Source organism: Methanothrix sp., from assembly GCF_024518575.1.
Lineage (GTDB): Archaea > Halobacteriota > Methanosarcinia > Methanotrichales > Methanotrichaceae > Methanothrix_B.
Genome location: NZ_JANIHG010000001.1, coordinates 50,110 through 76,072, shown reverse-complemented (window position 1 = coordinate 76,072; position 25,963 = coordinate 50,110). Strand labels below are relative to the sequence as shown.

Annotated in this window: 26 protein-coding genes and 2 tRNA genes; 22 read left to right on the top strand and 6 right to left on the bottom strand. The window is 54.8% G+C overall.

Annotated features, from left to right (window positions below; genetic code table 11):
* Nucleotides 1-29 precede the first annotated feature (29 nt).
* The 4 genes from NQU42_RS00475 to hisD are packed head-to-tail and all read left to right on the top strand — an operon-like array spanning nucleotide 30 to nucleotide 4,488.
* On the top strand, nucleotides 30-533 hold the full coding sequence (locus NQU42_RS00475; protein WP_366069922.1) for an amino acid-binding protein: 504 nt from the start codon (nucleotides 30-32) through the stop codon (nucleotides 531-533).
* Nucleotides 530-1,537: a homoserine dehydrogenase gene (locus tag NQU42_RS00470; protein WP_296608119.1), complete on the top strand. Its 1,008-nt coding sequence runs from the start codon at nucleotides 530-532 to the stop codon at nucleotides 1,535-1,537. Before NQU42_RS00475 ends, NQU42_RS00470 begins: the two co-directional genes overlap by 4 nt.
* Entirely contained in the window at nucleotides 1,537-3,195 is a 1,659-nt protein-coding gene (locus NQU42_RS00465) for an ATP-dependent DNA ligase (protein WP_296608118.1), read from the top strand. Before NQU42_RS00470 ends, NQU42_RS00465 begins: the two co-directional genes overlap by 1 nt.
* A 12-nt stretch (nucleotides 3,196-3,207) precedes the next feature.
* Nucleotides 3,208-4,488 (top strand): histidinol dehydrogenase, encoded by a 1,281-nt coding sequence (hisD, locus tag NQU42_RS00460; RefSeq protein WP_296608116.1) that lies wholly within the window; start codon nucleotides 3,208-3,210, stop codon nucleotides 4,486-4,488.
* Nucleotides 4,489-4,571: 83 nt separating this feature from the next.
* On the opposite strand, the gene ribC is transcribed toward hisD, so the two are convergent.
* Nucleotides 4,572-5,054: a riboflavin synthase gene (gene ribC / locus NQU42_RS00455; protein WP_296608114.1), complete on the bottom strand. Its 483-nt coding sequence runs from the start codon at nucleotides 5,052-5,054 to the stop codon at nucleotides 4,572-4,574.
* A gap of 196 nt (nucleotides 5,055-5,250) precedes the next feature.
* Here ribC and NQU42_RS00450 point away from each other — a divergent pair, with 196 nt between their 5' ends.
* The 7 genes from NQU42_RS00450 (at nucleotide 5,251) to NQU42_RS00420 (ending at nucleotide 9,301) form a co-directional block, all read left to right on the top strand.
* Nucleotides 5,251-6,069, top strand: coding sequence for a bifunctional fructose-bisphosphatase/inositol-phosphate phosphatase (locus NQU42_RS00450; protein ID WP_296608113.1), 819 nt, complete (start codon nucleotides 5,251-5,253; stop codon nucleotides 6,067-6,069).
* Nucleotides 6,059-6,871 carry an NAD(+)/NADH kinase gene (locus NQU42_RS00445; protein WP_296608111.1) on the top strand — a complete coding sequence of 271 codons (813 nt, stop codon included), beginning with the start codon at nucleotides 6,059-6,061 and terminating at the stop codon, nucleotides 6,869-6,871. Before NQU42_RS00450 ends, NQU42_RS00445 begins: the two co-directional genes overlap by 11 nt.
* 77 nt (nucleotides 6,872-6,948) lie before the next feature.
* On the top strand, nucleotides 6,949-7,566 hold the full coding sequence (locus tag NQU42_RS00440) for a uridylate kinase (RefSeq protein WP_296608109.1): 618 nt from the start codon (nucleotides 6,949-6,951) through the stop codon (nucleotides 7,564-7,566).
* A gap of 244 nt (nucleotides 7,567-7,810) precedes the next feature.
* A complete protein-coding gene (locus NQU42_RS00435) occupies nucleotides 7,811-7,978 on the top strand; it encodes an HVO_2753 family zinc finger protein (RefSeq protein WP_296608108.1) in 168 nt (55 codons plus the stop codon).
* Between the two features lie 10 nt (nucleotides 7,979-7,988).
* Nucleotides 7,989-8,258 (top strand): elongation factor 1-beta, encoded by a 270-nt coding sequence (locus NQU42_RS00430; RefSeq protein WP_296608106.1) that lies wholly within the window; start codon nucleotides 7,989-7,991, stop codon nucleotides 8,256-8,258.
* 13 nt (nucleotides 8,259-8,271) lie between these two features.
* Nucleotides 8,272-8,344: transfer RNA gene (locus NQU42_RS00425), tRNA-Ala, on the top strand.
* 501 nt (nucleotides 8,345-8,845) lie between these two features.
* Nucleotides 8,846-9,301, top strand: a complete 456-nt coding sequence (locus tag NQU42_RS00420) for a DUF2124 domain-containing protein (protein WP_296608105.1) — start codon at nucleotides 8,846-8,848, stop codon at nucleotides 9,299-9,301.
* A 9-nt stretch (nucleotides 9,302-9,310) separates the two neighbouring features.
* On the opposite strand, the gene NQU42_RS00415 is transcribed toward NQU42_RS00420, so the two are convergent.
* Nucleotides 9,311-9,384, bottom strand: a tRNA-Ile gene (locus tag NQU42_RS00415).
* A 106-nt stretch (nucleotides 9,385-9,490) separates the two neighbouring features.
* Between NQU42_RS00415 and NQU42_RS00410 the strand changes: the two genes are divergently transcribed.
* Together NQU42_RS00410 and NQU42_RS00405 are read left to right on the top strand one after the other, a co-directional pair.
* Nucleotides 9,491-10,183, top strand: coding sequence for a PspA/IM30 family protein (locus NQU42_RS00410; protein ID WP_296608104.1), 693 nt, complete (start codon nucleotides 9,491-9,493; stop codon nucleotides 10,181-10,183).
* Complete coding sequence (locus NQU42_RS00405) at nucleotides 10,180-10,458, top strand: hypothetical protein (protein WP_296608102.1); 279 nt, start codon at nucleotides 10,180-10,182, stop codon at nucleotides 10,456-10,458. Before NQU42_RS00410 ends, NQU42_RS00405 begins: the two co-directional genes overlap by 4 nt.
* Here the strand turns inward: NQU42_RS00405 and NQU42_RS00400 are convergent.
* The 4 genes from NQU42_RS00400 to NQU42_RS00385 form a co-directional block, all read right to left on the bottom strand.
* Nucleotides 10,455-11,027, bottom strand: a complete 573-nt coding sequence (locus NQU42_RS00400) for a hypothetical protein (protein ID WP_296608101.1) — start codon at nucleotides 11,025-11,027, stop codon at nucleotides 10,455-10,457. The genes NQU42_RS00405 and NQU42_RS00400 overlap by 4 nt on opposite strands.
* Nucleotides 11,027-11,890, bottom strand: a complete 864-nt coding sequence (htpX, locus tag NQU42_RS00395) for a zinc metalloprotease HtpX (RefSeq protein ID WP_296608099.1) — start codon at nucleotides 11,888-11,890, stop codon at nucleotides 11,027-11,029. The genes NQU42_RS00400 and htpX overlap by 1 nt, the downstream gene beginning before the upstream one ends.
* A 1,665-nt stretch (nucleotides 11,891-13,555) precedes the next feature.
* Nucleotides 13,556-13,894, bottom strand: a complete 339-nt coding sequence (locus NQU42_RS00390; protein ID WP_296608098.1) for a P-II family nitrogen regulator — start codon at nucleotides 13,892-13,894, stop codon at nucleotides 13,556-13,558.
* A gap of 9 nt (nucleotides 13,895-13,903) precedes the next feature.
* Complete coding sequence (locus tag NQU42_RS00385; RefSeq protein WP_296608096.1) at nucleotides 13,904-15,112, bottom strand: ammonium transporter; 1,209 nt, start codon at nucleotides 15,110-15,112, stop codon at nucleotides 13,904-13,906.
* Nucleotides 15,113-15,429: 317 nt separating this feature from the next.
* On the opposite strand from NQU42_RS00385, the gene psmB reads away from it, so the two are divergent.
* The 9 genes from psmB to NQU42_RS00340 all read left to right on the top strand — a co-directional run bounded on the left by psmB (nucleotide 15,430) and on the right by NQU42_RS00340 (nucleotide 25,741).
* A complete protein-coding gene (gene psmB, locus NQU42_RS00380; protein WP_296608095.1) occupies nucleotides 15,430-16,053 on the top strand; it encodes an archaeal proteasome endopeptidase complex subunit beta in 624 nt (207 codons plus the stop codon).
* A 21-nt stretch (nucleotides 16,054-16,074) separates the two neighbouring features.
* Nucleotides 16,075-17,982, top strand: coding sequence for a beta-CASP ribonuclease aCPSF1 (locus NQU42_RS00375; protein ID WP_296608094.1), 1,908 nt, complete (start codon nucleotides 16,075-16,077; stop codon nucleotides 17,980-17,982).
* Nucleotides 17,983-18,037: 55 nt separating this feature from the next.
* On the top strand, nucleotides 18,038-18,910 hold the full coding sequence (gene hisG, locus NQU42_RS00370; protein ID WP_296608093.1) for an ATP phosphoribosyltransferase: 873 nt from the start codon (nucleotides 18,038-18,040) through the stop codon (nucleotides 18,908-18,910).
* 272 nt (nucleotides 18,911-19,182) lie between these two features.
* Nucleotides 19,183-19,818 carry a 30S ribosomal protein S3ae gene (locus NQU42_RS00365; protein ID WP_296608092.1) on the top strand — a complete coding sequence of 212 codons (636 nt, stop codon included), beginning with the start codon at nucleotides 19,183-19,185 and terminating at the stop codon, nucleotides 19,816-19,818.
* 16 nt (nucleotides 19,819-19,834) lie between these two features.
* Nucleotides 19,835-21,709, top strand: a complete 1,875-nt coding sequence (locus tag NQU42_RS00360; protein WP_296608090.1) for an agmatine deiminase family protein — start codon at nucleotides 19,835-19,837, stop codon at nucleotides 21,707-21,709.
* A gap of 181 nt (nucleotides 21,710-21,890) precedes the next feature.
* Nucleotides 21,891-24,110 (top strand): CDC48 family AAA ATPase, encoded by a 2,220-nt coding sequence (locus NQU42_RS00355; protein ID WP_296608089.1) that lies wholly within the window; start codon nucleotides 21,891-21,893, stop codon nucleotides 24,108-24,110.
* Between the two features lie 53 nt (nucleotides 24,111-24,163).
* Nucleotides 24,164-24,436: a PRC-barrel domain-containing protein gene (locus NQU42_RS00350; protein WP_296608087.1), complete on the top strand. Its 273-nt coding sequence runs from the start codon at nucleotides 24,164-24,166 to the stop codon at nucleotides 24,434-24,436.
* Nucleotides 24,437-24,467: 31 nt separating this feature from the next.
* Complete coding sequence (locus NQU42_RS00345; RefSeq protein ID WP_296608085.1) at nucleotides 24,468-24,890, top strand: hypothetical protein; 423 nt, start codon at nucleotides 24,468-24,470, stop codon at nucleotides 24,888-24,890.
* Nucleotides 24,891-24,901: 11 nt separating this feature from the next.
* The gene (locus NQU42_RS00340) at nucleotides 24,902-25,741 is read left to right on the top strand and encodes a hypothetical protein (RefSeq protein WP_296608083.1); all 840 of its coding nucleotides are present in this window, start codon (nucleotides 24,902-24,904) and stop codon (nucleotides 25,739-25,741) included.
* The last annotated feature ends 222 nt before the right edge of the window (nucleotides 25,742-25,963 follow it).

The following is a 25,963-nucleotide window of genomic DNA, read 5'->3' as shown; positions in this document are numbered from 1 at the left end:
TGGAGAAGAGAGCGAGTTAGGGGAATTGTATGCGACTTTCGATGGAGTTGGAGCTGCAGGACGTGCCGGGGCAACTGCTCTTAGCACTGCAGCCCATAAGGGATGCAAGAGGGAACATAATCAGCGTCGTACACCACAGGGACAGGAAAACACCCAGGGGCACGGTCCCTGTGAGGCTCATCGTTGAGATGGACAGGTCGAAGCTGGAGGGTGTCAAAAGAGACCTGGAGAAGAGCGGGATCGTCGTTGTGCGCGCGGGAGAGGAGCGCTTCATAGAGGAGGTCTCGGTGATACTTGTTGGCCATGTTCTGGACAGCGATCTCGGCGATACCGTGAGCAGGATCGACTCGACAGGGTATGCAGAGGTCATGGACCTCTCCCTATCCATGCCGGGCGTTGATGAGCCATCATCTGCGTACATGAAGATCAGGGCCACAGGGAAGGAGGAGATGCAGAAGGCCCTGAAGATTCTGCGTGATGTTGGCGCTCAGAAGAAGCTCCTTGTGATAGAGCCTGTGGAGGACGGTCTATGAGAGAGGTCAGGATATCGCTGGTCGGCTACGGGGTCGTCGGCCACGGAGTAGTCGATGTCATCAGCAGGAAGCGCAAGATGCTCAGGGAGCTGGGGCTTGATCTCAAGATCGTGAGCATCACCGATCACACAGGCACGCTGGTTGAGGAGGATGGGATATCAGGGGAGAAGGTTCTCGGCAATCGAACCCTTCAGGATATTGCGAACTCGGAGATGAGCGCCAAGGAGACCATACGATCCGTGAACTCAGAGCTGGTAGTGGAGGTCACGCCGACAAACATAGTCCACGGGCAGCCTGGCCTGGGCCACATGGAAGAGGCTCTAGCCAATGGAAAGCATGTGGTCACCTCAAACAAAGGGCCGCTTGTTGTTGCATACAATAAGCTGAAGCGTCTGGCCGATGATAACGGAGTCATGCTGAAGTTCGAGGCGACAGTCGGCGGAACAATGCCCCTGATCAACCTCATAGAGAGAACGCTCGTCGGGAATACCATCTTGGGGATACGCGGCATATTCAACGGCACATGCAACTACATACTCACAAGGATGGCCGATGAGCAGTATCCGTTCAGCAGGGCTCTCGCTGAGGCTCAGGAGCTGGGATATGCTGAGGCAGACCCGACATACGATATAGAGGGCGTCGATACTGCTGCAAAGATAGTCATACTGGCGAACGCTATATTCAACATGAACGTGAAGTACAACGATGTCCAGGTGAGGGGCATAACAGAGATCACACCTGAGGCCCTGGCGCTTGCGAAGAAGCATGGCTATGTCATAAAGCTGATTGGCGAGGTGCCTGCACTTACAGTCAGGCCGATGCTCGTTCCGATCAGAAGCCCCCTCGCGGTCGGCTCAACGCTAAACGCAGCTGCAATCTACACAGACCTCTCAGGGACGATAACGGTCACGGGTCTCGGGGCCGGGGGTGTTGAGACAGCTGCCGCGATACTGAGCGATATAGTGAGCATCTACAGGACAAAGCGGGTGGATGCGATATTCTGATGACCGGCTTCGCGAGATTCGCAGAGCTCTGCGAGCGGATATCACAGACATCAGGCTCCCTGGAGAAGACGGATATACTGGCCGAATTTCTCTCAGATCTGGAACCGGATGATCTCAGAATCGTGGCAGGCTTCGTCATGGGCGTCGTCATACCTGGAACAGAGCTAGGCGTCGGCCCGAGCCTCCTCTACGAATCCATCTGCAAGGCCACGGGCCTGAGCCCCGAAGCGATAAAAGAGCTTCTCCGGGCCACCGGAGATCCCGGGCTCGTCGCGTACAGAGCTGTTGAGAGGAGAAAGCCGCTCACGCTCGCAGCATTCTCCGGAAGCGATGGTCTGGATGTAAAAGATGTCTATCAGAGGTTTCTATCGATAGCAAAGGCCTCCGGCAGGGGCAGCCAGGACATCAGGGTGAAGAATCTCCAGTACCTCTTCAGCGAGGCATCGCCGCTGGAGGCGAAGTACATAGCCAGGCTCGCGATGGAGGACATGAGGATTGGCGTCGGCGAGGGTCTGGTGAGAGATGCGATAGCAAAGGCATTTGGGGTCTCAAAAGAGGATGTGGAGAGGGCTTACAACCTGACGAATGATCTGGGGCTTGTCGCAGAGCACACGAAGCTCGGAAGGCTGAACGAGCTGGGGATAAGCATAAACCGCCCGATCAAGATGATGCTCGCGCAGATCGGTGAGAGCATCGAGGCGTCGCTTGCAGAGGGCGCGACAGCGGTGGAGTGGAAGTTCGATGGCGCCAGGGTCCAGATACACAAGGATGGCACAAACGTCAGGATATTCTCCAGGAGGCTGGAGGATGTCACATCGTCCCTGCCTGAGATACGCGAGATCGTGAGAGCTCATGTCAGGGCGAAAACAGCAATCCTGGATGGGGAGGCTGTTGCAACCGGCGAGGACGGTAGGCCGCTTCCGTTCCAGGAGATTCTGAAAAGGTTCCGCAGGAAGTACGGAGTCGCAAGGACGGCGAAGACAATACCACTGAGCCTGCACCTCTTCGACATAATGTACTTGGACGGGGCGAGCCTTCTCGATAAGCCTCTGGCCGAGAGGCGTGGGGTTCTTGTCAGCGTTGCTGATCCTGAGATCATAGCTGAGCAGGTCGTGACGAGCGATGTCCCGAGGGTGGAGGAGATCTACAGAGAGGCGCTTGCGGCCGGGCATGAGGGCGTGATGCTCAAGAACCCCTCATCTCCGTACTCTCCAGGCAAGAGGGGCAAGAACTGGCTCAAGATCAAGCCGCTTCTCGAATCCCTCGATCTCGTTGTGATCGGGGCTAGGTGGGGGGAGGGAAAGAGGGCGAACCTTCTCGGCTCATACAGGCTCGCATGCATCGACTCTGATACCGGAGAGCTGAAGGACGTAGGCTGGGTCGCAACAGGGATCACGGATGAGATGCTCGCGGAGCTCACCGAGCTCTTCAGGGAGCTGATAATCAAGGAGGACGGGATGGAGGTGGTGGTCCATCCGCAGATCGTCTTCGAGGTCGGCTATGAGGAGATCCAGAGGAGCCCCAATTACTCATCGGGATACGCCCTGCGTTTTCCGAGGCTGATAGCCGTGAGGGATGATAAATCACCATCTGAGGCTGAGACGCTGGAGAGGATCAGCGAGATATACCGGCTTCAGAGGGGCAGATCCAAAAAATGAGGAGCTTTTAAAATGATCGTGAAGAAGCTGAATGAGCTGAGTTCAGAGGACCTGAAGGTTCTTCTGTCGCGGGAGATTGGAATACAGGACGTCCTGCAGAGGGTCAACGACATAGTGATGGATGTCGCAGAGAATGGCGATGATGCGCTCAGAAGATACACGGAGCAGTTCGATGGAGTGCGCCTAGAGAGTTTCAGGGTTTCAGAGGATGAGATCGAGGAAGCCTACGATGCTCTGGATGAGAGCATTCTCAGTGCCCTGGAGCTCGCGGCCCAGAACATCTACGCATTCCACGATGAGGAGCGGACGAAGGACCTCTGGCTCTACCAGGTCGCGCCCGGGGTCGTCGCAGGGCAGAAGGTCGTGCCGCTGGAGAGCGTCGGCGCCTATGTCCCTGGCGGAAGGGCAGCGTATCCCAGCTCTGCTCTGATGTGCGTTATTCCCGCAAAGGTCGCGGGCGTTGAGAGGGTGGTCGTATGCACACCTCCGGACAGTTCTGGCAGAATCGCACCGCTAACGCTTGCAGCCGCGGATATCGCCGGCGCGGATGAGATATACAAGCTCGGAGGCGCGCAGGCGATAGCGGCCATGGCTCTCGGCACCGAGAGCATCGAGCGGGTTGAGAAGATAGTCGGGCCAGGGAACGTGTACGTCACCGCAGCGAAAATGCTCGTGAGGGGGAGCGTCGAGATAGATTTCCCGGCCGGCCCTTCAGAGGTTCTGATCATAGCGGATTCATCTGCTGATCCTGAGTTCATAGCAGCGGACATGATCGCTCAGGCCGAGCACGACCCATCATCTATAGCGGTCTTGGTCACAACCAGCGAGCCATTGATGAGAGCGGTTGAGACGGAGATCTCATCTCAGATGGAGAAGGCAGAGAGGAGGGATATAGTCCAGGCGAGCCTGGAGCGATGCGCTCTCCTGCTGGCCGAGGGCATGGACGATGCAATGGCGTTCTCGAATGCCTTCGCGCCGGAGCATCTGGAGCTTATGGTCAGGGATCCGATGGATGCTCTGAACATGGTCAGAAACGCGGGATCGGTCTTCCTCGGGCACTACACGCCAGTCGCTGCTGGAGATTACGCAACTGGGACGAACCATGTGCTTCCAACAGCCGGTTATGCAAAGATCTTCTCCGGTTTGAACATAGATGCGTTCACCAAGAAGATATCCATACAGAGCATGACAGCTGAGGGGCTTGAATCGCTCGCTGATGTCATAATAAAGATGGCTGAGTCTGAGGGGCTGAGGGCGCACGCGGAATCCGTCCGGATCCGGATGAGGAGATGAGGGGCGCTCGGCGGGGCTGCATCCACTGAGGCTTGGAGAGAGTCACCGACAAGAGCCGCGTGACCTCAACCCGCTCGATGCTCTCAGTGCGTTCCTCCGCCGTCTCCTTCTAGCGGGCCAGCATCCTCAAATCCCTGCCTCTGGCCTGTGCCCGCCATCCTGGTCAGCTCCTCGGGTCTGAGGAGGAGCCTGATCGCGTTCAGGGCGTGCTCCGCCGCCCTCCGCTCCGCGAGCCTGGCCAGAGCGCGCTCGTCCTCGGCCTCGTCCTCGTGGACGAATACCTCTATGATGTGCCTGTTCGTCATGAGCTGCGCCATTATCAGACCGGTCGATGCCTCATGGGCGCAGACCTTGTCTATCGGCGCAGCGCCCGGCATCCCCAGAGCGATTACGATATCGCACTTCTGCTCTTCTATGAGCCGCTTCGCAGCCACGGGGAGATCCTTCACACCCGGCACGGTGTACCTGACTATCTCCACGGATGCATGCTTCTTTATCTCGCGAATCGCGGCCCTGGCCATGTCATACCTGGCAAATGTGGTATCAGCTATACCTATGCGTTTCATGATGCGAACTCCCATAAAGTGTGCTGCAGGCCCTACACATCGCCAGCTCAATACCCGTGCCTGAGGGTAGCGCTAGCCAATGCCCTTGTGATAGCAGTGCAGGTAATTGGTGGTACTGTATTTATATGCATACATCGCTACCTTCGTGGGACGGCAAAATCAGGACGCACAAAACACATAGTGGAGACGCATTCTCATGAGCCTATCAGCAGCTGGCAGCAGACTGAAGTCGCTCTGCGACTCGATGTCCGCGAACATCGCATCGGCAGTGAGCAGCATCGCCGGGACATCGGGCGCCGGGTCTCACATAAAGATCGGAGCTGACGGGACTCCCACGAAGGCGATAGATCAGGTCGCGGAGGAGGCAGCGCTCGCGCCTCTCAGGGATTACGGCAGCGGATTCAGGGTACTTAGCGAGGAGATGGGGGAGAGCGTGATCGGAGAGAATCCAGCTTACTTCATCCATCTGGATCCGCTCGATGGCACCTTCAACGCGATACACGGCATTCCATTTTACGCAGTTTCTATATTCATAAGCGATGGCACAACGCATCTCGCATACGTGCGCGACCTTGTCAGGGGAACGAGGTACTACGCAGAGCCTGGTGGGGGGGCGTACCGTGAGGATTCATCTGTGGATCTGATAAAGGTCTCAGGAACAGCAAGCCTCAGGGACTTCAGCATCTCAGCTTACACGATGCGGCCGAGGACGTCGAGAATCGTGGGCATTGGAGATGTCGTGAGAAGGATGAGAAACCTGGGGGCGGCCTCGCTTGAGCTCTGCTACGTGGCAGATGGCAGGCTGGATGCCTTCATCGACCTGCGCGGCGCTCTCAGGGTCGTCGATGTGATCGCTGGAATTCTCATGGTGGAGGAGGCGGGGGGCACGGTCACAGACTCTCGCGGAGAGAAGCTCCATCTAAGCAGGAATATGTGGGAGAGGACCGACCTGATAGCTTCAAATGGTCTCATGCACAGAGAGATACTTAAGCTCATAGAGGGTGGTGCCGATTAGAATAGGTTTTGTCTCCCGGAACGATTCTGAATCGATAAGACTTGCAGGATCCCTCATAGACCATTTCAGGGACAGGGCTGAGATTTCTGTCGACCCGGAGCTCGCGGAGCATCTCGGATTGAAGGGCACACCTGTCGGGGAAATGGATGTTGATTTCATAGTTTCGATAGGCGGTGACGGTACCATCCTCAGGACGATACACAAGATGGAGGACCCGAGGCCGATTCTCGGGATAAACATGGGCACTGTGGGGTTTCTTGTTGATGTCGAGCCCAAGGATGCGGTCAGGACCATAGAGCATCTGCTTCTCGGATTCGAGGTAGATGAGAGGACCCGGCTGGAGACCCTACTGCGGGGGGAGAGGCTCCCGCCCGCGACGAACGAGGTCGCGCTAATAACCTCAAGTCCCGCGAAGATGCTCGATTTCGAGATAAAGGTCAACGGATCGCCGCTCGAGAGGCTTCGCGCAGACGGGATGATATTCGCGACATCCACGGGCTCCACAGCATATGCGATGTCAGCCGGTGGTCCCATTGTGGACCCGCACCTGGATGCGATAGTTCTGGTGCCCGTGGCGCCATTCAAGCTATCAGCCCGACCCTGGGTGATCCGCGGGGACAGTCTGATAGAGGTCGATCTGAAGCTCCCGGGAAAGGAGGCGCTGGTCGTCGTCGACGGCCAGACGATGGCGACAGTGACGCATGGTGATGAGATAATAATGCGAAGAGCTGAGAGGCCGGCGCGGTTCGTGAAGGCCAGCAGGGATGGGTTCTACGAGAAGGTCAAGGCAAAGCTTGTGTGAACAACTGAGAGTCGCACACGTCCTGAGAGGGGCATGTGCGAAGATGAAGGCCTATCCAGCTCTTTAAAAATATGCACATGCGTTATGTTGTGAAGATCGGCGGAAGTTTGATCGAATGCGCGAAGGAGATCGTTCGGAGGCTCTCCATTCTCGCCGAGAGGGGATACGGCTTTCTGGTGGTTCCAGGCGGCGGCCCGATGGCGGATCTTGTGAGATCTCTTCATAACAGGGGCATGGTGAGCGACGAGGCCGCGCACTGGATGGCGGTTCTAGCCATGGAGGAGTACGCGTATCTCCTGGCAGACGGGACCGGAGCGGAGCTTGTGGATGCTCCAAATCTCTCTCAGGGTGTGCGGATCCTGAGGCCGTACAGGTATCTCCTTGAGAAAGACAGGGGGCTGGAGCACAGCTGGGATTACACATCAGACGCCATCGCGGCGCTTGTGGCATGCCGCCTCGGCTCGGACATGATAAAGGTGACTGATGTCGATGGTGTCCTGATTTCGGGGAAGCTGGTGCCAGATGTGAGAGCCTCTTCGCTCATGGGGCATCAGAGCTGCATAGATCAGGGCTCTCTGAGGATAATCGATTCCTGCGAGATGAGATGCTTCGTTCTCAACGGCTCCTCGCCCGCTGAACTCATCGCGATGGTGGAGGAGCTGCCTGAGAGATGCCGCGGGACTGTGATCTGGTAGTAAGCTGCTGCGGGCTGTTAACATCCTCTTACTCCTCCGTGAATCTGCCTCCTTTGTATCGTGGGATCTAATCTTTGAATGCAGGGATTCGACATCAAATGGCATGAAACTCATGATTCCAGCATGAATAACCGCGAATGATTGCAGCTGCATCGACAACGTCGAATGCATTTGTCCAGGCTCTTTGAGAGAGTCAGATCGCAAAGTTTATAGCAGGACGTCAAGAAGGAGTGAGCGGAGAAGCATGAAAGACGTACCAGAGAAGTGTATATCGTGCGGTGTTACCCTGCTTGGCACCGGAGGCGTCAGATTTCCATGTCCGAGCTGTGGTGAGATCATCGCCAGATGCAACAGATGCAAGAAGCAGAGCAATATCTACACATGCAAAAGCTGTGGGTTCACTGGTCCATGAGGTGTTATAGATGGGAACTGTAGCTGCGAAGATCAGAATCATGCCTGAGAGCACTGAGATAGACATGGAATCCCTGAAGGAATCTATCAGGTCGGTTGTTCCAGCATCAGCAAAGCTCCACGCAATGGATGTGCGACCGATCGCCTTCGGCCTCAAGGCGCTGATAGCCGTTGTACTTCTCGATGACAAAACTGGCGGCGGGACAGCAGAGGTTGAGGCGGCGTTCTCAAAGGTGAAGGGCGTGGAATCAGTCGAGGTCGAGGAGGTAGGCCTCATCTGACCTCCCAATTTGCGGGCACGTAGATCAGCTGGAAGATCGCTACCTTCGCAAGGTAGAGGCCGCGGGTCCGAATCCCGCCGTGTCCATCCGCTCTTCGAGCTCGCTGCTGAGGGCGTTATCAGGCCTGCGTTCTGCTTTTCCGGAGGCTTCTTAACATCATTGTCACATAGCAGTTCGGCCTGCACCTCACACCTGTTATCATAAATAAGTTAATAGGAATCCTCTAGTGCGTTTTAATATTTGTGTTTTGCTGCTGTGTTGAATAATTAAGAGCTCTAAGGTCGATAGCTATCGATTTTTACTAGAATTGCAATTCGTATGAATCGAGCCTCTGCTATCGGATTCTCAAACATTATTCAACACAGCATATTTTGCAGATCCAGTCGAACTAGCGGATTGCCGACACGCTTATTGAATGAGCCCACAGAAATCCTGTTCTCGTGCCAGAACCGCTGAACAGTGTGCCAATAATCAGCGCCCACAAACACAGAAGCTTAGATGGGAAACTCGGTCGCGGTTTAGTGGCGCTGTGCGAGGGAGACATATAATACTAATAATGGATGATACAGTAACTGGAGGTCTCGAATATGGAAAAGGTACAGGACATTAAAGGGCTTGGAGGAATGCTGAACGGTTTCAGGGACATGGTGAAGGAGTTCGAGAGCATCACGTTCATAGGATCTCCCGGCTTCTGCACACCATTTGCGCTCTTCCTGGGTTATCCTGTAAGGGAGAAGAGGCTTGCATTCGTGCCGGGGCTGAGCGCTGAGAAGACGCGCAGGGTCATAGCCACCGAGTACGGAATGGAGCTCGGCGAGATGTGCCCTCCGGACGCTGATGTTCTCGTGGTCCTCGGAGGAATGGCCATGCCGAAGATCGGCGTCAGCATCGAGGATATGAAACAGCTTCTTGGTAAGATTCCACACAAAAGCGTCATGGGAGTCTGTTTCATGGGGATATTTGAGAAGGCTGGATGGTGCGACAACATTGGGTTTGATTACGTGATGAACACGATCATAGAGGGCGATATAACAAAGAGATGAAAAAATAGATGGGCCCGACGCGATTCGAACGCGTGACCTCACGGTTATCAGCCGTGCGCTCCGCCAGGCTAAGCTACGAGCCCGCGAACGTGGTGTCTGATAGAGCGTCCAGCTTATAACGTTTTCCCTTAGAGGTTGCGCTCGGGCCATAAGATGCGTTGCTTGAAGGGGCCAACAGGAGGATTATAGATGGGTCTATTAGATCGCATGGGAATGATCGTCAAGTCGAAGATGAGCAGGATAATGGACAGGATGGAGGATCCGAGAGAGGTGCTTGATTACTCTTACGAGAAGCAGCTCGAGCTTCTGCAGAACGTCAAGAGGGGCATCGCAGAGGTCGCCACCTCGAAGAAACGCCTGGAGCTCCAGCGCGCCAGGCTTGCGCAGAGCGCAGAGCAGCTCGAAGGTAAGGCTCGCGAAGCCCTGAGTTCCGGAAGAGAGGATCTCGCAAGGCAGGCGCTTGAAAGAAAGGTATCGCTCCAGAACCAGATAGATATCCTAGATTCGCAGATCGCCGATCTCGATCGCGAGGAGCAGAAGCTCATCGCTGTTGAGACGCGCCTCTCGACGAAGATCGAGACGCTTCGCGCCAGGAAGGAGGCGATAAAGGCGCAATACTCCGCGGCAGAGGCGCAGGTCAAGGTGAGCGAGTCTGTGACTGGCATAAGCGAGGAGCTCGCCGACGTCGGCCTGGCGATACAGCGCGCCGAGGAGAAGACTGAAGGGATGAAGGCCCGCGCCGCAGCGCTCGACGATCTCCTCGAGAAGGGTGTTCTCGAGGACTACACCGGCGGGGACGCTCTCGAGAGGGAGCTCTCAAAGGTCAAGGCGTCAGGCGCTGTCGAGGCTGAGCTGGCCAAGCTGAGGGGTGAGACTAGATGATCATCAGGATCCTGGGCGAGGGGCAGTACAGGGCACCTGATAACATTCTCGAGGATCTGAACGCAATAGACAACCGCATCGTGGAGCTTGTGAAGAAGGGCGACAGAGAGGGATTCCGGAACGAGCTGATACGCATGATCTCCCTGATCAGGGAGCGTTGCGAGCCGCTGGACGCGACAGAGATCGTAAAATCTGATCTGATACTCCCGCCTTCTGATCTGACGTTCGAGGAGGCGAAGGGCATATTCAGAGGACAGGGTCTGATAGAGGATTAGAGCGGCATCTCCCATATCGGGTACCACCGCGCCACATCCTTTTCAATGGGAAGTTCTTCCGCCATCACAGACCTCAGCCTTAGCTCCAGTGCGCCATCACGCTCCCGCCCGGGTTTTTCGCTGGAGGGGACGAACGGATAATATGCGCCCAGCTTGAAGCTGAAAATCCAGTAAACCTTGAAGCCATTGGAGAACGGATACACAGCGCATAAAAGCTGCTGGCCGAGACCGCTGTCTGTGAGACTTCTAACAACCATGTGAACCCCTGAGACGAGATCCTCGAACTCGGGATCCATGAGCACAACCCACAGGTAGCCGTAACTGTCATTCTCAAGGCGGTACGCCGTCCCTGCCTCTCTTGATCCCAGCCGGAGCAGGTCCTCTATCTCGGCGCGCGTGCGCTCGTAAGTCGATGACTCGAGAGGCTTTATGCATATCGCTGCGTTTCCCGTTGGCTTCAGCCCCAGCTTCGCCTCGAGCGTGATCCTTGCTGTGGCTATGGCGAAGAGCCTCTCCGACTTGGGCTGTGGCAGCTTTGTGGAGCCGAGAAGAAAGTCGAGGAAGCCCATCAGAGGATCTCCCTCTCAAGCCGCTCGAGCGCCGCTATTCTCGCCTCGATGGGCGGATGTGTTGAGAGCAGGTTCGCTATGGCGCCTGTGGGAATTATGAAGAACGCGTTCATCCCCTCGACCCTTCTCAGATCCTCTCGGGGGATCCTGGCCATGGTTCCGCTGATCTTCATGAGTGCGGATACGAGAGCTGATGGTCTTCCAGTGATTATCGCAGCACCCCTGTCCGCAGAGAACTCCCTGTACCTTGATAGCGCTCTTATGAGTATGAAGCTCACAATCCACACAATCAGAGATACGATCCACACCGCTACGAGGCTGCCCGATTCACGGTCACGCCTGTCGCCGAGGAAGAAGATATTCTGGACTATCAGAGATGCCACTGTCGAGAGGAAGCTCGCTATCGTCATCACCGCAACATCTCTGTTTTTGATGTGCGATAGCTCGTGTGCTAGAACAGCCTCAAGCTCGCTTTTGTCAAGTCTTCTGAGAAGACCTGTGGTGACCGCGACCACGGAGCTTGACTGGCTCCGGCCGGTGGCGAATGCATTGGGTACATCTGTGCGAACAATCGCTATCCTTGGCTTTGGCAGCCCTGCTATGGCGCAGAGCCTCCCCACAAGCTCGTGCAGCTCCGGAGCCTCGGTCTCAGAGACGATCCGCGCGCCGACGCTGGCAAGGGCTATTTTGTCCGAGTAGAAGTACTGTATGAAGAGAAATACGCCCATGATCAGGACGACTCCCTGTATACCAACACCCATGGCAAGTATGACGTTGATGAATATCAGGTATACAGCCGCAAGCAGGAACATCGTCAGAAGCATTCTCGCCTGCAGGCCCCGATCAGCGCTCCATCGTACCATGACTCACACCTCAATGCCAGATGATATTTCTCAAGAGATATAAGCGATTTGTTGCCAGCAGCCCGTGTTCGTGATGCGATCGATGAGATCTAGCAGACCAATTTCCCAAAGTAAATTTATAAAATTTATATTTATCTCAATAAACTCTCACTTTTGGAGTATGCAATCTAATTTTAAAAAATTTGCGATAAAAATAAAAACAAGTAACTTTTAAAATTTTGAAAATATTCTTTTAAATAATAAAAATAGATTTTATATGTTTTAAATATTATTTTATAATTTTTCAAAATTTTTATGTAACTTAGAAATTATTTTGTTTTTATAGATCATTATTAGTAATATACATAATTTAAACATAATATCAATATGAATTACAAAAATTTGTGATCTGCACCTCCTTTAGCAAAAATATTTACCTTATTTCAAATTATCTTTATAAATGAACGTAATAGTATAAATCAATTTTTGCCTTTTAATGTTTAAGTGAAAGACGTGAAATTTATTTTATAATTTATACATGAAATTACTTGAGAGAAGCATTTTGTTCTCATATATTATAGGCACAATGGGTCTCTGATCTCTGAATCTCCCTCAAGAGCTGTTTTCTGTGCGGTGAGGGAAGGGTATGCGCGCCATGAGGGGCAAATTCACATATCATTTGGAATAACTGGGATTGCAAAAATGGTGTTTTCAAGAAGGGCATCGGGGCTGATACCATATGATATGTGAATAGATGCGGGCAGCTCCACATGTTTCCGAGCCACGCACACGATTCAGCTCGCGCATGTGTTTTTCTGGGGGGTGAGAGACCGAAACACAGCTCACCAGTAGAACAGAAACACCAAGCATGCCATCCCCAAGATGTGCATTAAGGATGCACGCTGTGTAATCACATAATTGAGATCAACCGCATTTGTGATATATTGTGCCGTAAGATGCTGATTTTCTGTCAGACCATCCAATGATAGGAATCCAAGACTTGGCTGCTGTAAGGTTGATTTATCTTCCCGGTCTGTGCTCCCTCAAATGTTACATGCAAATTAATGTGAATAAAATTTAAAACAAATTTGTACAAAAATAATTTATTTTTTAAAATTGTACTTTTTAGTGCATACACAATTTATTATTAATTATTAAAAAAACGAAATAACTTGTTTAAATTTTATTGTATAGTTTAAATTTTGTATCTATTTTATTGTAATATGGAATTATTTACATAAATTTTGTGTTACAGATAATATCAGACCACATTTCCCTTAAAGTGAGAGTTCTTGCTGTGTGGCCAGATGTGGAGGTCATGAGCCACTGAGATCCGGGTATAGAGGCTCAAGCTGCCGATTATCTGGATCGATGGACAATGTGCCCTTTGCGGGGAAAAACCGGCTCTTGTGCTCCATACAATCGAGCTAAGACACATGCAACTCTGGATACGGTATTGTGTCAGTGCACACTGATTATCCTGAGAGTTTTTCGGTTGTTCAAGCTCCCGACCAAAAAAACGATATGCTCTAAGGCATCTGGCAAATGGGGTCACGCAAAGCAGTCTGGTAAACACACACTTTACCACCCATGAACGCATACGGGACCGCTGCCCACACGGACAAGTTATAGTATGGACAAGAGCAAAAGAATAAAGAAGGGCGCCTTGACAAGCAGCGTCTCTTCCTATTGCATCATCCCCTCCACCTCTCCGGTCCTCACCTTTCCGGACATCACAACAGGCAGGACGAAGATTCTGCCGTCTCCGAACCTTCCTGTTCTTGCAGAGTCGCATATCGTTCTCATCACCGTCTCCACATCCTCATCTCTGACAAACATCTCGATCTTCAGCTTCGGGAGCATGTCGACCTCGATGCTCCCGCCGCGATACTGGAGCCGGATCCCCTTCTGCTCGCCCCTTCCCAGCACTCTCGTCACCGTCATGGCCACGAAGCCCTTCTCCTCTAGGGCCGTCTTCACATGCCCGAGCCGCTCCTCTCTGATTATCGCCTCTATCTTCATCATCCTGATACCTCACGCATATGCCTTCTCGCCATGCACGGCGATATCAAGACCGACATACTCCTCATCCTCCGTCACCCTGAGACCAAGGGTGGCATCCACCAGCCTGGCCAGCACGTAGGACATAACGAAAGCATATGCCACAGACGCCAGTGCTGCCACGATCTGGGCCGTGAACTGCCCCGGGTTCCCGTGTATCAGTCCTGCGTAGCTGTTCACAGCAGGGTTTGCGAATATCCCTGTCGCCAATGCTCCCCACAGCCCGCCGACGCCGTGAACCGCCCAGGCGTCCAGGCTCTCGTCCAGCCCGACGCCGACGCGGAAGAGGAGAGCTGAGTAGCAGAGGAGCCCTGCGAATGCTCCTATCAGCAGAGCTGATATGGTGTCGACGTATCCGGCAGCCGGCGTTATCGCCACCAGCCCTGCTATGGCTCCGCTGACCATGCCCAGAGCACTTGGCTTGCCTCTAACCCAGCTGCCCAGGAGCCATGCGATTGCTCCTGCTGCTGCAGATGTGTTTGTCACCACAAATGCGCTGGCAGCGAGGCCTCCAGCGGTTAGCGCCGAGCCTGCGTTGAACCCGAACCATCCGAACCATAGGAGGGCAGCGCCTATCATCGCCATGGGTATGTTGTGAGGCTCCAGGACGTAGGTATCAAACCCCGCCCTCTTTCCTATGACAAGGGCGATCGCAAGCGCGGAGAAGCCTGAGCTTATGTGAACCACAGTTCCGCCCGCAAAGTCGAGGGCTCCGAGGCCCGCGAGCCAGCCGCCCGCCCACACCCAGTGTGCCAGCGGATCGTACACCACTGTCGTCCAGAGCAGGCTCAGCACTATGAACGAGCTGAGCTTGATCCGCTCGGCCACAGCAGATGTGAGTATGGCAAGGGTTACGGCCGCGAAGACCAGCTGGAACATCATGTACGCCAGATGCGGAACCGTTCCGGCCAGAGGGCCCTCGCTCATTCCAACGTTGCGCATTAAGATGAAATCCAGACCACCTATGATGCCCAGGATATCTGAGCCGAATGCCAGGCTGTATCCAACCAGCACCCATTGTATGCTGGCCAGAGAGATCGCCAGGATCGACAGAGATATCATCGAGATCACAGACTTGGAGCGGACAAGCCCGCCGTAGAACAGGCCGACGCCTGGCGTCATGAGCATCACCAGTGCAGCTGAGATCATGATCCAGGCTGTATCCCCTGCATCTATTGCCAATCAAATCACCTGAAAACCAGATAAGAAATTTCTTATAAAAAGATATTTGATAAATTTTCTTAAAAATTATGAAACATTAAGCTCCTGGATTCTGCTTCCCAACGGGCGCTGCGGCCGTGTGCTTGAACAACCAAATTGTCATGAATCGTGCACCTGCATAACACCACATCCAGAGTCGCGTGCGTCTGAAATCGATGCGAACTCGGCGACAAATTACAAGAGCAGTGCCATAGGTCCCCCCTCGGATGAGAAAGTTTATATATGGACCGGAATAGATGAGAGCCTGTCGTTTTCTAGTTTTAGTACGAGGTATCTAGATGGTCGAGGCGTTCAAAGGTACAACAACGGTTGGCATAGTCTGTGATGGGGGTGTGGTTCTCGCCTCAGAGAGCCGTGCCACCATGGGCAGCTTTATAGCCAGCAGGACAGCTAAGAAGATCTACCAGATCGACGACCTCGTAGGGCTTACCACTGCAGGGGTTGTTGGCGATGCCCAGGCCCTTGTGAGGATGATACAGGCTGAGGCGAGGCTCTACAGGATGCAGAGGGGCGAGCCGCTCACCATTAAAGCCATAACATCTCTCCTCTCGAACATCCTCAGCGCGCGCCGGTACTTCCCGTTTCTGGTGCAGCTTGTGGTCGGTGGCGTTGACAAGATGGGGCCGAAGATATTCTCACTCGATGCGCTTGGGGGACAGATAGAGGAGCACGACATCGTCTCCACAGGCTCAGGCTCGCCCATTGCGTATGGCGTTCTGGAGTCTCTTTACAAGCCTGGTCTCAGCATTAAGGAAGGTTCGGTGCTGTGTGTCAGGGCGGTCCACACTGCCATGAAGCGCGACTCGGCCTCGGGCAATGGTATAGCTCTCGTGAGGATCACAAAGGACAGATATGAGGAAGTTCCAACCTCCGAGGTGGAGGAGATCGTGAGATCTCTTTGAACTATTTTTGGGTGTGTTCTTTTGTCGGTTGAGGATGTTCTATCAGAGCTCAGGCGCAGGATTCAGAGCAAGTTGCCTGCAGATATTAACGTCACAGGTCTGGAGTTTGAGGGCCCTGAGCTGGTAATATACACAGACGATCCGAGGCGGCTTGCTGACGACGGTGAGATCATACGATCCCTGGCCAAGGACCTCCGGAAGAGGGTTGTGGTCAGGCCAGATCTGAAGGTGCTGATGGACCCTGAGGAGGCCATAAAGAGGATACAGGAGGTCGTGCCGAAGGAGGCGGCTCTCACAAACTACTACTTCGATGGGGAGACCGGTGAGGTGATCATAGAGGCCGAGAAACCCGGGCTGGTCATCGGGAGGCACGGCGCAACACTGAGGGAGATAACCAAGCTGATAGGCTGGACGCCAAAGGTGGTGAGGACTCCGCCGGTCAGGTCGTCGACCATCGCAAACATCAAGGACTACCTGAGATCTGTTCAGACCGAGCGCAAGAGCATACTCAGATCCATCGGCAGGAAGATACACAGAGATATAGCCTCGAAGGATCAGTGGGTCAGGATATCGACGCTCGGCGGATGCCGGGAGGTCGGAAGGAGCTGTATGCTTCTCTCGACCCCGGAGTCGAAGATCATCATCGACTGTGGGATAAACGTCGGATCTGATGACAGCGCGACTCCATACCTTTATGTTCCCGAGGTCTATCCGCTGAGCCAGATCGATGCGGTTGTGTTAACGCATGCTCACCTCGATCACTCCGGGCTCGTCCCGATGCTTTACAAGTACGGCTACGAGGGGCCCATTTACTGCACGCCGCCCACAAGAGATCTGTATGTGCTTCTACAGCTTGACTACATCGAGGTGGCTGGGCGCGAGGGCAAGAGGCTTCCCTATGAATCATCGATGATACGAGAGGCTCTGAAGCACACGATAACCCTGAACTACGGAGACGTCACAGATATCGCTCCTGACACAAAGCTCACGATGCATAACGCAGGGCACATCCTTGGATCTGCGATAGCGCACTTCCACATCGGCGACGGTCTGTACAATGTCGCATTCACAGGCGACTTCAAGTACGAGAGGACGCGGCTTTTTGACCCTGCAGTCAACAGCTTCCCCAGGCTTGAGACTCTTGTGATAGAGGCGACATACGGAGGAGCCAACAGCATTCAGCCTTCGAGAAAGGACGCTGAAAATCACCTGCTCAGAGTCGTCAGGGAGACCATAGGCAGGGGCGGGAAGGTTGTGATACCTGCGTTCGCTGTCGGCAGGAGCCAGGAGGTGATGGTGGTGCTCGAGGAGGCAATACGGAAGGGCCTGATCGAGGAGTTCCCCGTCTACCTGGACGGCATGATCTACGAGGCCACAGCGATACACACAAGCTATCCGGAGTACCTTAACAATGAGCTGCGAGACATGATCTTCCACAAGGGGATAAACCCGTTCCTCGCCGAGTGTTTCGTCCAGGTCGAGAACTCCAAGCAGAGGGACGAGATCATAAATGGCGAGCCTGCGGTCATCCTGGCCACAAGCGGCATGCTGAACGGCGGGCCGATAATGGAGTACCTCAAGGGTCTCGGGCCGGACGAGAAGAACACGCTCGTGATAGTCGGATACCAGGCCGAGGGCACTCTTGGGAGAAGGATCCAGAAGGGATGGAAGGAGATACCGCTCACTGTCGAGGGGAAGACTCAGACGGTCAAGATGAACATGGATGTAATCACCGTGGATGGATTCTCGGGCCACTCTGACAGGAATCAGCTCATGGAGTACGTGAGAAGGGTCTATCCCAAGCCCAGCAGGATAATCACAAACCACGGCGATGAGAGCAACTGCCTGGATCTCGCGAGCTCGATATACAAGAAGTACAGGATACCGACATCGGCTCCGATGAACCTGGAGACGATAAGGCTGGTGTGATCTACCCCCTGCAAAACATATATCTTCCCTGTTCTGAGGGGTGTGTGGATAGCCCATGATAGACATAGCAATTCCAAAGGGTAGCCTGCTCAACCAGACGCTCGAGCTCTTCGAGAGAGCGGGCCTTGAGGTGCGCAGGACGGAGAGGGAGTACAACGCCAGGATAAACGACCCCAGAATTGGCAAGGTGAAGATACTGAGGCCGCAGGAGATCCCGACCTATGTGAGCAAGGGATACTTCGATCTGGGCATCTCAGGCACAGACTGGATTGTTGAGTCCGGAGCAGATGTTGTGACCGTGGCCAACCTGAACTACGGAAAACAGGGGCCTGGGGTTGTTAAGGTCGTCGTCGCGGTGCCAGAGTCGATGCCGATCAGCTCCTCCAGAGAGATACCGCCGGGCAGCAGGGTCGCGACAGAGTACCCGAACATCACCAGAAGCTATTTCGAGAATTTGGGCATACCGGTTGAGGTGCAGTTCTCCTACGGGGCCACCGAGGCGAAGGTTCCGGAGCTCACGGATGTTGTTGTAGATCTCACGGAGACAGGCTCTACACTGATCAAGAACGGGCTGAAGATAATCGACGTCATAATGGAGTCGACCTCAGAGCTGATAGCAAACCAGCAGAGCTGGTCAGATCCATCCAAGAGAGAGGAGATCGAGGCTGTGGAGACCCTGCTCTCAGCGGTGATCAGGGCCAGAGGCAAAGCCCTGCTCAAGATGAATGTATCGGAGAAGAACATAGAGCAGGTCATCTCAATACTCCCAAGCATGAAGCACCCCACGATCTCAAAGCTCTACAACTCGGGCTACTATGCGATCGAGAGCGTCGTCGATAAAAATGATATCAATCTGCTGATACCACAGCTCAAGAAGGCAGGCGCCTCAGATATCCTGGAGCTCGATATCTCGAAGATCGTGCCATGATGCGCACCTGGTCAGAGTCCTCCCTGATACCCTCCGATGAGTTGCATGCATGAATCGCTGAGATGGGAAGCTCTGCAGGATCGATAATGGATCGGTCAACTGCTCAGCCTCGAGGCGGGCACGTTATCCAAAACCCTTGAGCTGAACAATTAGGCGGATCGATCTCATTTTACAATTTTCTGCTTACCGGGACCCGGCTGCCACTGGATAAGCTTATATATGGTTAGCCTGATTGGATCTCGGATTGCTATTCATTGTCTGGAGGATGTTTATTGGCTAGAAGGGTACAGAGGAAAGTAGAAAGGGCAAAGGTCAAGCAGTGGTACAAGGTCCTCGCACCTGAGATGTTCGGGCGCACGCCTGTTGGCGAGACGCTCGCAAACGACCCGAACAAGCTTCTCGGCCGTGTGATCGAGACCACGCTGGGCGACCTTACAAACAACTTCTCGAAGCAGAACACAAAGCTCAGGTTCAAGATAGATGCTGTGGCCGGTGACACAGCATACACGAAGTTCATCGGTCACGAGATGACCACAGATTACATCAGATCCCTCGTCAAGCGCAGGACATCGCGTATCGATGCCGTGGTCGATGTGATGACAAGCGATGGGTATCTGGTCAGGGTCAAGCCGAGCTGTTTCACCGTCAAGAGGGCCAGAGCGAATCAGGTCAAGGCCATAAGGGAGATCTCGCGGCAGGTCATACTCTCCAAGGCCGGGAACATAGACCTCAATGGCCTCATCCAGGAGGTCGTGCTGGGCAAGCTATCGCTTGATATATACAAGGACGCGAAAGCTGTTTATCCCCTCCGGAGAGTCGAGATAAGGAAGACGGAGATACTTGCAGGGCCTGGAGAGGTCCCACAGCCAGCTGCTGTGCCGGAGCCGACAGTCACTGCAGAATCCTGATGCTGCGAGCAGATCCATGGTGAGGGTGGGTCTTGTCCAGACCAGAGTCACTGAGGACCTGGACCTCAATCTAGCTAGGGCTGTAGATCTGGTAGAGAGTGCTGCGGAGAGGGGCGCGGAGATCGTCTGCCTTCCGGAGCTCTACAGGACGCCGTACTTTCCCAGGGAGGAGAGTGCCCAGGTCCAGCACTACGCTGAGACGATCCCAGGTGAATCGACCACCGCATTCTCGAGGCTAGCGGCCCTGAGGAATGTGGTTGTGATAGTCCCGCTCTTCGAGCGGTGTGGCAGCATTTACTACAATTCTGCAGCTGTCATCGATGCTGACGGCTCGATCGCAGGCGTCTACAGGAAGTCCCACATACCATGCGACCCGATGTTCTATGAAAAGAGATACTTCTCCCAGGGGGACGGCTTCAGGGTCTTCCGGACGCGCCATGCCTCTCTCGCGGTACTGATATGCTATGACCAGTGGTTCCCGGAGGCGGCCCGCTCTGTCGTACTGGAAGGTGCGGACATAATTTTCTATCCGACCGCCATCGGCAGGATAAGAGGCGTGGAGGAGGCAGAGGGCGACTGGCAGGCCGCCTGGGAGACGGTCCAGCGCGGTCATGCGATAGCGAATGGAGTGCACGTGGCCGCAGTGAACAGGGTGGGCGGGGAGGGCGAGATAGAATTCTGGGGAGGATCGTTCGTATGCGACTCGTTCGGGAGCTTCATCGCCCATGCCGGCTCTGATGAGGAGATCGTTCTCGCAGATCTCGATCTCTCGAAGAACTTGATGGTCAGGGAGGGTTGGGGGTTCCTCAGGAACAGGCGGCCTGATGCATACCGCACCCTTGTGATGGATCCTGAGAGGCGCTCTGCGACGCCGAGGGGCGAGGGCTACCACATGCCGGCGGAGTGGGAGAGGCATGATGCAGTCTGGCTCGCCTGGCCCCATGACACCGATACATTCCAGGATATCGAGTCTGTGGAGCGGGCATACCTCTCGATGATAAAAGCGCTCCATGTTGGAGAGATCGTGAACCTGCTGGTGAGAGATGAGGAGATGCGCGAGCGGGTGGAGCATATCCTCCAGCGGGATGTCAGGATGAGCCGCCTGAGAATTCACACCATAGATTACGCGGACGTCTGGTTCAGAGACTACGGCCCCACATTTGTCGTGAACAGAAACGAAAAACGCCTTGGGATGGTCGCCTGGAGCTTCAACGCATGGGGTGGGAAGTACTGCGAGCTCATGGGCGATGTGAAGATACCATGTCACATCGCGCGCGATCTTGGCGTCAGGTGCTTCCGCCCGGGGGTCGTGCTTGAGGGCGGGTCGATAGACGTCAACGGCTCCGGAACGCTCCTTACCACAGAGCAGTGCCTTCTGAATCCGAACAGGAATCCTCACATGAGTAAATGGGACATAGAGTTCTGCCTGAGGGAGTATCTGGGGGTCAGAAAGATAATCTGGCTCAGGAGGGGAATAGCAGGCGATGACACCGATGGGCATATCGATGATGTGGCGAGATTTGTATCCCCCAGAAGGGTGGTCGTCGCATTCGAGGATGATGAAGATGATGAGAACCATGAGCCTTTGCGGGAGAACTGCGAGATTCTCAGACATGAGACAGACCAGGATGGAAACCCGCTTGAGGTGATCCGCCTGCCGATGCCTGGTTATGTTGGAGATGAGCAGAGGCTGCCCGCAAGCTACGCAAACTTCTACATCGGGAACAGAGCGGTGCTCGTCCCGGTATTCGGCCACAGGAACGACGAGAGGGCTCTGGGCATCATTGGTGCAATCTTTCCTGAGAGAGAGGTCGTGGGAATCGACGCGCGGGCAATGGTCTACGGCCTCGGCACAGTTCACTGCGTGACGCAGCAGCAGCCGGCGGTATAGCTCAGCACATCCTGGCTGGCGTGAAAGGCCGGGCGGTTTTTGCAGTCTGGAGGATAGCTGCGGATCGTTTTGCCGACAACCCCCTACACTGCAAAACTGACTGGCCTTAGCATCAGCCGACCTGCTGCTCCTCGCTCCTGCTAGATAAATCTAAATAATGTTAATCATATAATCACGTATCGTGTGGGAAGTCAAAGAACTTCAGCTCAAGGTGGCGAAGGCCTATCCGAACGACTCTGCCAGAGGCATAGCCAGGCTCGATCCGAGCGCGCTTCTTACCCTGCGCCTCTCCCCGGGAGATATCATAGAGATAGAGGGGAAGAAGATCACAGCAGCTAAGGTCTGGCGCGCGGACAGGCAGGACTGGATTCAAGATTATATAAGAATAGATGGCTTCATCAGGCAGAACGCGGGAGTTGGGATAAGCGATCGCGTGAAGGTGAGAAAGGCCAGATACAGCGACGCGACCAGGATAGTCCTGGCACCGCCCGCTGGCTCGCACATGCAGTTCGGCCCGGACGCGGTGGATATGATAAAGAGACAGACCCTCAAGCGTCCTGTGGTCGCGGGCGATATACTGCCGGTGATGAGCACATCCGGCCAGGCATTCCTGGGCAGGATGGAGGCTATCCCCCTCGTTGTGACAGCCACTGATCCCGGCGGGATCGTCGTGATAACAGACCGGACCGAGATACTCCTGATGGACAAGCCTGCGCGCGGCGTCGGCTCGATAAAGGCGACCGGAGTCACATACGAGAGCGTCGGAGGGCTGCGGGCCGAGGTCCAGCGGGTCAGGGAGATGATCGAGCTTCCCATGAAGCACCCGGAGGTCTTCAGAAAGCTGGGGATCGATCCGCCAAAGGGCGTTCTTCTCTACGGGCCGCCGGGCACAGGAAAGACCCTGATAGCGAAGGCAGTTGCCAATGAGAGCGGAGCCAGCTTCTTCAGCATCGCAGGACCAGAGATAATGTCCAAGTACTACGGAGAGAGCGAGCAGAGGCTCCGCGAGATATTCGAGGAGGCGAACAGCAACACGCCCTCCATAATATTCATAGACGAGCTTGATTCGATAGCTCCGAAGCGCAGCGAGGTCACTGGAGAGGTCGAGAGGAGGGTGGTGGCGCAGCTCCTTGCGATGATGGACGGGCTCAAGGAGCGCGGCCAGCTCGTGGTAATAGGTGCCACGAACCGGATAGACGCCATAGATCCAGCGCTGCGGCGGCCCGGCAGATTCGACAGGGAGATCGAGATCGGCGTTCCCGACAGGGACGATCGCGTGGAGATACTCCAGATCCACGTGAGGAACATGCCGCTTGCAGATGACGTGAACCTCGAGGAGCTGGCGAACCGGACTCACGGGTTCGTCGGGGCAGACATCGCCGCTCTCTGCAAGGAGGCCGCGATGAAGGCTCTCCGCAGGTACCTCCCGGACCTCGGAACAGAGGACGATATACCCCCTGAGATCGTGGAGAGCATGAAGGTTACCAGGGATGACTTTGAGATGGCGCTAAAGGAGATCGAGCCGAGCGCGATGAGGGAGGTTCTGGTGGAGCTTCCGAAGGTCACCTGGGAGAGCGTCGGCGGACTGGGGCAGATCAAGCAGGAGCTGATAGAGGCGATAGAGTGGCCTCTAAAGAGACCTGAGAGGTTTGAGCAGATGGGGATAAAGCCCCCGAAGGGCATACTGCTCTACGGCCCGCCGGGAACGGGCAAGACACTCATAGCGCAGGCGGTGGCAAACGAGACGAACGCGAACTTCATCTCCGTCAGAGGACCGCAGCTCCTCTCGAAGTGGGTGGGGGAGTCTGAGAGGGCGATAAGGGAGATATTCAGAAAGGCGAAGCAGGTCTCGCCCGCGATAATATTCTTCGATGAGCTCGATGCGATAGCGCCCATGAGAGGCATGGACGATGGGTCGCGTGTCACCGAGCGTGTCGTCAACCAGCTGCTGGCAGAGATGGACGGCCTGGAGGATCTGAAGAACGTGATCGTGATCGGAGCGACCAACAGGCCTGACATGATAGACCCGGCTCTTCTCCGCTCGGGACGGTTCGACAGGCTGATAATGATCGGCCCGCCGGATCGTGACGGCAGGCTGGAGATCCTCAGGATTCACACCTCCAGAATTCCAAACGCAGAGGATGTCAGCATTGAGGAGCTTGCGGATCTCACAGACGGATACGTCGGCGCAGATCTCGGCGCTCTGTGCAGAGAGGCTGTGCTGCTCGCGCTCAGAGAGAACGAGAACGCAAAGATCGTCGAGATGAGGCACTACCTTGAGGCCCTGAAGAGGGTCAGGCCGAGCGTGGAGGAGAGCATGATAAGCTACTACGAGAGGATAAGCGAGCGGTTCAGGGGCGGCGGCAGGGTCGAGTCGAGCTCGCTCATAGGTTACAGGTGATGGATTCGGATGCTTCTGGAGAGCCCCTGCAATCCCTGCACTCAGGAGGTATTATGAAGAAGATCTTCGCCTCGGATCTCGCCGGCAAGGAGATAGTCACAGTGGATGGCATCGTCCTGGGAGAGCTGGAGAACATAACCTTCAATCTGGATACAGGCGAGCTCGTGGATCTTGTTGTCAAACCTGACCGCAACCTGAGCCGCGTGAAGTACAGGGCGGACGGCAGATTTGTTCGAATCCCCTTCAGCGCGGTCTGTGCGATAAAGGATTACATAGTGGTCGATGAGGGGAAGTCGATCCTGTCCGGAGAGCAGGGGCGCGATTAGTATTTAATCGACGAATGTGTACCGTTAAAGCATGAAAGCATCGGCTCTGATTGCTCTGTGTGTGGTGTTCGTGGGCATCTCTTGCGCATTCCCTGTGCCGGTGAACTATGCGGCGGGCCAGGATCCGAGGTTCTCGGAGAGCCTGTTCATTGTGAGCGGCGGCTCGGCGCTCTCCGAGAGCTACACGAGTGTGGAGCGGCTGGAGAGGTTCACGGAGGTGAGAACCATCTCTGGCGGCACTGCCCAGCCTTCACAGAACGGCGTCCTCGAGGCGAACATCAGATCGAATGTGATCGGGAGCGCGCACATCGGATGGCTATCAGCCGATTCGAGAGGGGTGTACGGCCGCAGCATCGAGGATCTGACAGGGGTGTTCTCCATAGAGAAGTTCATCCAGCTCTGGAACAACAGCACAGCAGGGGAGATCAGCGTCGACTGGATGCCGTGCATCTGAGGATCGCAGCAATGCCACAGAGATCTGAGATCGTCACATATGAGTTTCTGCTGGATCTGAAGAGGCTCAGCGATGCCTGCAGGGGATTCGAGAGGAAGATATCCGCACTGGAGGCGCTGGCGATCGCCATCGCTCTTTACATCATCTTCATACCGATAGGCGTTGTGGCTTACTTCAGGTTCTACTGGAGCGGCACGCCGCTAGAGCATTCACCAGTCGTCGTATCGCTCGTAATTGGAACGATAATCTCGCACTTCATAAGAAGAAGGCGCAGGATCAGAGTCTTCGATCTCTTTGAGGAGGGACTCTCCGAGAAGCTGAAGGCAGCTTACGATAATAGATTTCATGACAGCATAGTGATGAGGAGCCTAGCGCAGGAGCTCAGGCACATACTTTCCGGGATATCAGATAGGGATATTCTCGACACCAGCAGGCTCCACAAGAGGTTGCTGCTGGTATTCGCCATGCTGACACTTGCGGTTGTGGTATCCAGCAGCATCTCGGAGGAGATCACGCCTGCGAATCTCGGAGTGGTTGGCGGGATAAGAGAGATCGCGGAAGACCTTCTCGGCTCAAAGCAGCCTGTGTCTGAGATAAGGGATAACGTCAGCATATACGGCAAACCCTCTCTTGCTGTGCTCTCTGAGACCAAACTGGAGCTTGAGCTCTATCCGGGATCAGGCGTTGGATCCAGGGCAAGGCCCACCGAGGCGACGGAGCGGCTTTTCAGAGCGGGCCCGCCGGGCCAGGGGGTCGCGGTCCCATCTGAGGTTTATATCGAGAGCCTGCCACCGAAGCACAGGGAGATAATCAGAAGATACTTCACGCTTCTGAGCGAGGCTCAGAGCTGATGGTTCTGAGGATCATCACCGGACTTGTGTCAAAGAGCCAGAAGCTATCGATGAAGCACATCAAAGCGCTCATCCTTTCGGCCTCTCCTGTCACATGGGTTGAGCACCCCCATCAGCCAGGAGAGGGCATAACGTTGAGCTGCCAGAAGCGCTCGACCAAATCACGTTGCTGATAAGACGCCGGCGAGCAAGTTGGGTTAACGGATGAGGAGAGACAATCCT

Bases quoted from the DNA above. Each gene is read 5' to 3' on its own strand.
- ribC (WP_296608114.1), bottom strand. From the start codon at position 5,054: ATGAAACGCATAGGTATAGCTGATACCACATTTGCCAGGTATGACATG.
- NQU42_RS00360 (WP_296608090.1), top strand. From the start codon at position 19,835: ATGGTGAGGGTGGGTCTTGTCCAGACCAGAGTCACTGAGGACCTGGAC.
- htpX (WP_296608099.1), bottom strand. From the start codon at position 11,890: ATGGTACGATGGAGCGCTGATCGGGGCCTGCAGGCGAGAATGCTTCTG.
- NQU42_RS00430 (WP_296608106.1), top strand. From the start codon at position 7,989: ATGGGAACTGTAGCTGCGAAGATCAGAATCATGCCTGAGAGCACTGAG.
- NQU42_RS00420 (WP_296608105.1), top strand. From the start codon at position 8,846: ATGGAAAAGGTACAGGACATTAAAGGGCTTGGAGGAATGCTGAACGGT.
- NQU42_RS00390 (WP_296608098.1), bottom strand. From the start codon at position 13,894: ATGATGAAGATAGAGGCGATAATCAGAGAGGAGCGGCTCGGGCATGTG.
- psmB (WP_296608095.1), top strand. From the start codon at position 15,430: ATGGTCGAGGCGTTCAAAGGTACAACAACGGTTGGCATAGTCTGTGAT.
- NQU42_RS00350 (WP_296608087.1), top strand. From the start codon at position 24,164: ATGAAGAAGATCTTCGCCTCGGATCTCGCCGGCAAGGAGATAGTCACA.
- NQU42_RS00465 (WP_296608118.1), top strand. From the start codon at position 1,537: ATGACCGGCTTCGCGAGATTCGCAGAGCTCTGCGAGCGGATATCACAG.
- NQU42_RS00440 (WP_296608109.1), top strand. From the start codon at position 6,949: ATGCGTTATGTTGTGAAGATCGGCGGAAGTTTGATCGAATGCGCGAAG.
- NQU42_RS00400 (WP_296608101.1), bottom strand. From the start codon at position 11,027: ATGGGCTTCCTCGACTTTCTTCTCGGCTCCACAAAGCTGCCACAGCCC.
- NQU42_RS00405 (WP_296608102.1), top strand. From the start codon at position 10,180: ATGATCATCAGGATCCTGGGCGAGGGGCAGTACAGGGCACCTGATAAC.
- NQU42_RS00435 (WP_296608108.1), top strand. From the start codon at position 7,811: ATGAAAGACGTACCAGAGAAGTGTATATCGTGCGGTGTTACCCTGCTT.
- NQU42_RS00345 (WP_296608085.1), top strand. From the start codon at position 24,468: ATGAAAGCATCGGCTCTGATTGCTCTGTGTGTGGTGTTCGTGGGCATC.
- NQU42_RS00475 (WP_366069922.1), top strand. From the start codon at position 30: ATGCGACTTTCGATGGAGTTGGAGCTGCAGGACGTGCCGGGGCAACTG.
- NQU42_RS00410 (WP_296608104.1), top strand. From the start codon at position 9,491: ATGGGTCTATTAGATCGCATGGGAATGATCGTCAAGTCGAAGATGAGC.
- NQU42_RS00470 (WP_296608119.1), top strand. From the start codon at position 530: ATGAGAGAGGTCAGGATATCGCTGGTCGGCTACGGGGTCGTCGGCCAC.
- NQU42_RS00450 (WP_296608113.1), top strand. From the start codon at position 5,251: ATGAGCCTATCAGCAGCTGGCAGCAGACTGAAGTCGCTCTGCGACTCG.
- hisD (WP_296608116.1), top strand. From the start codon at position 3,208: ATGATCGTGAAGAAGCTGAATGAGCTGAGTTCAGAGGACCTGAAGGTT.
- NQU42_RS00340 (WP_296608083.1), top strand. From the start codon at position 24,902: ATGCCACAGAGATCTGAGATCGTCACATATGAGTTTCTGCTGGATCTG.
- hisG (WP_296608093.1), top strand. From the start codon at position 18,038: ATGATAGACATAGCAATTCCAAAGGGTAGCCTGCTCAACCAGACGCTC.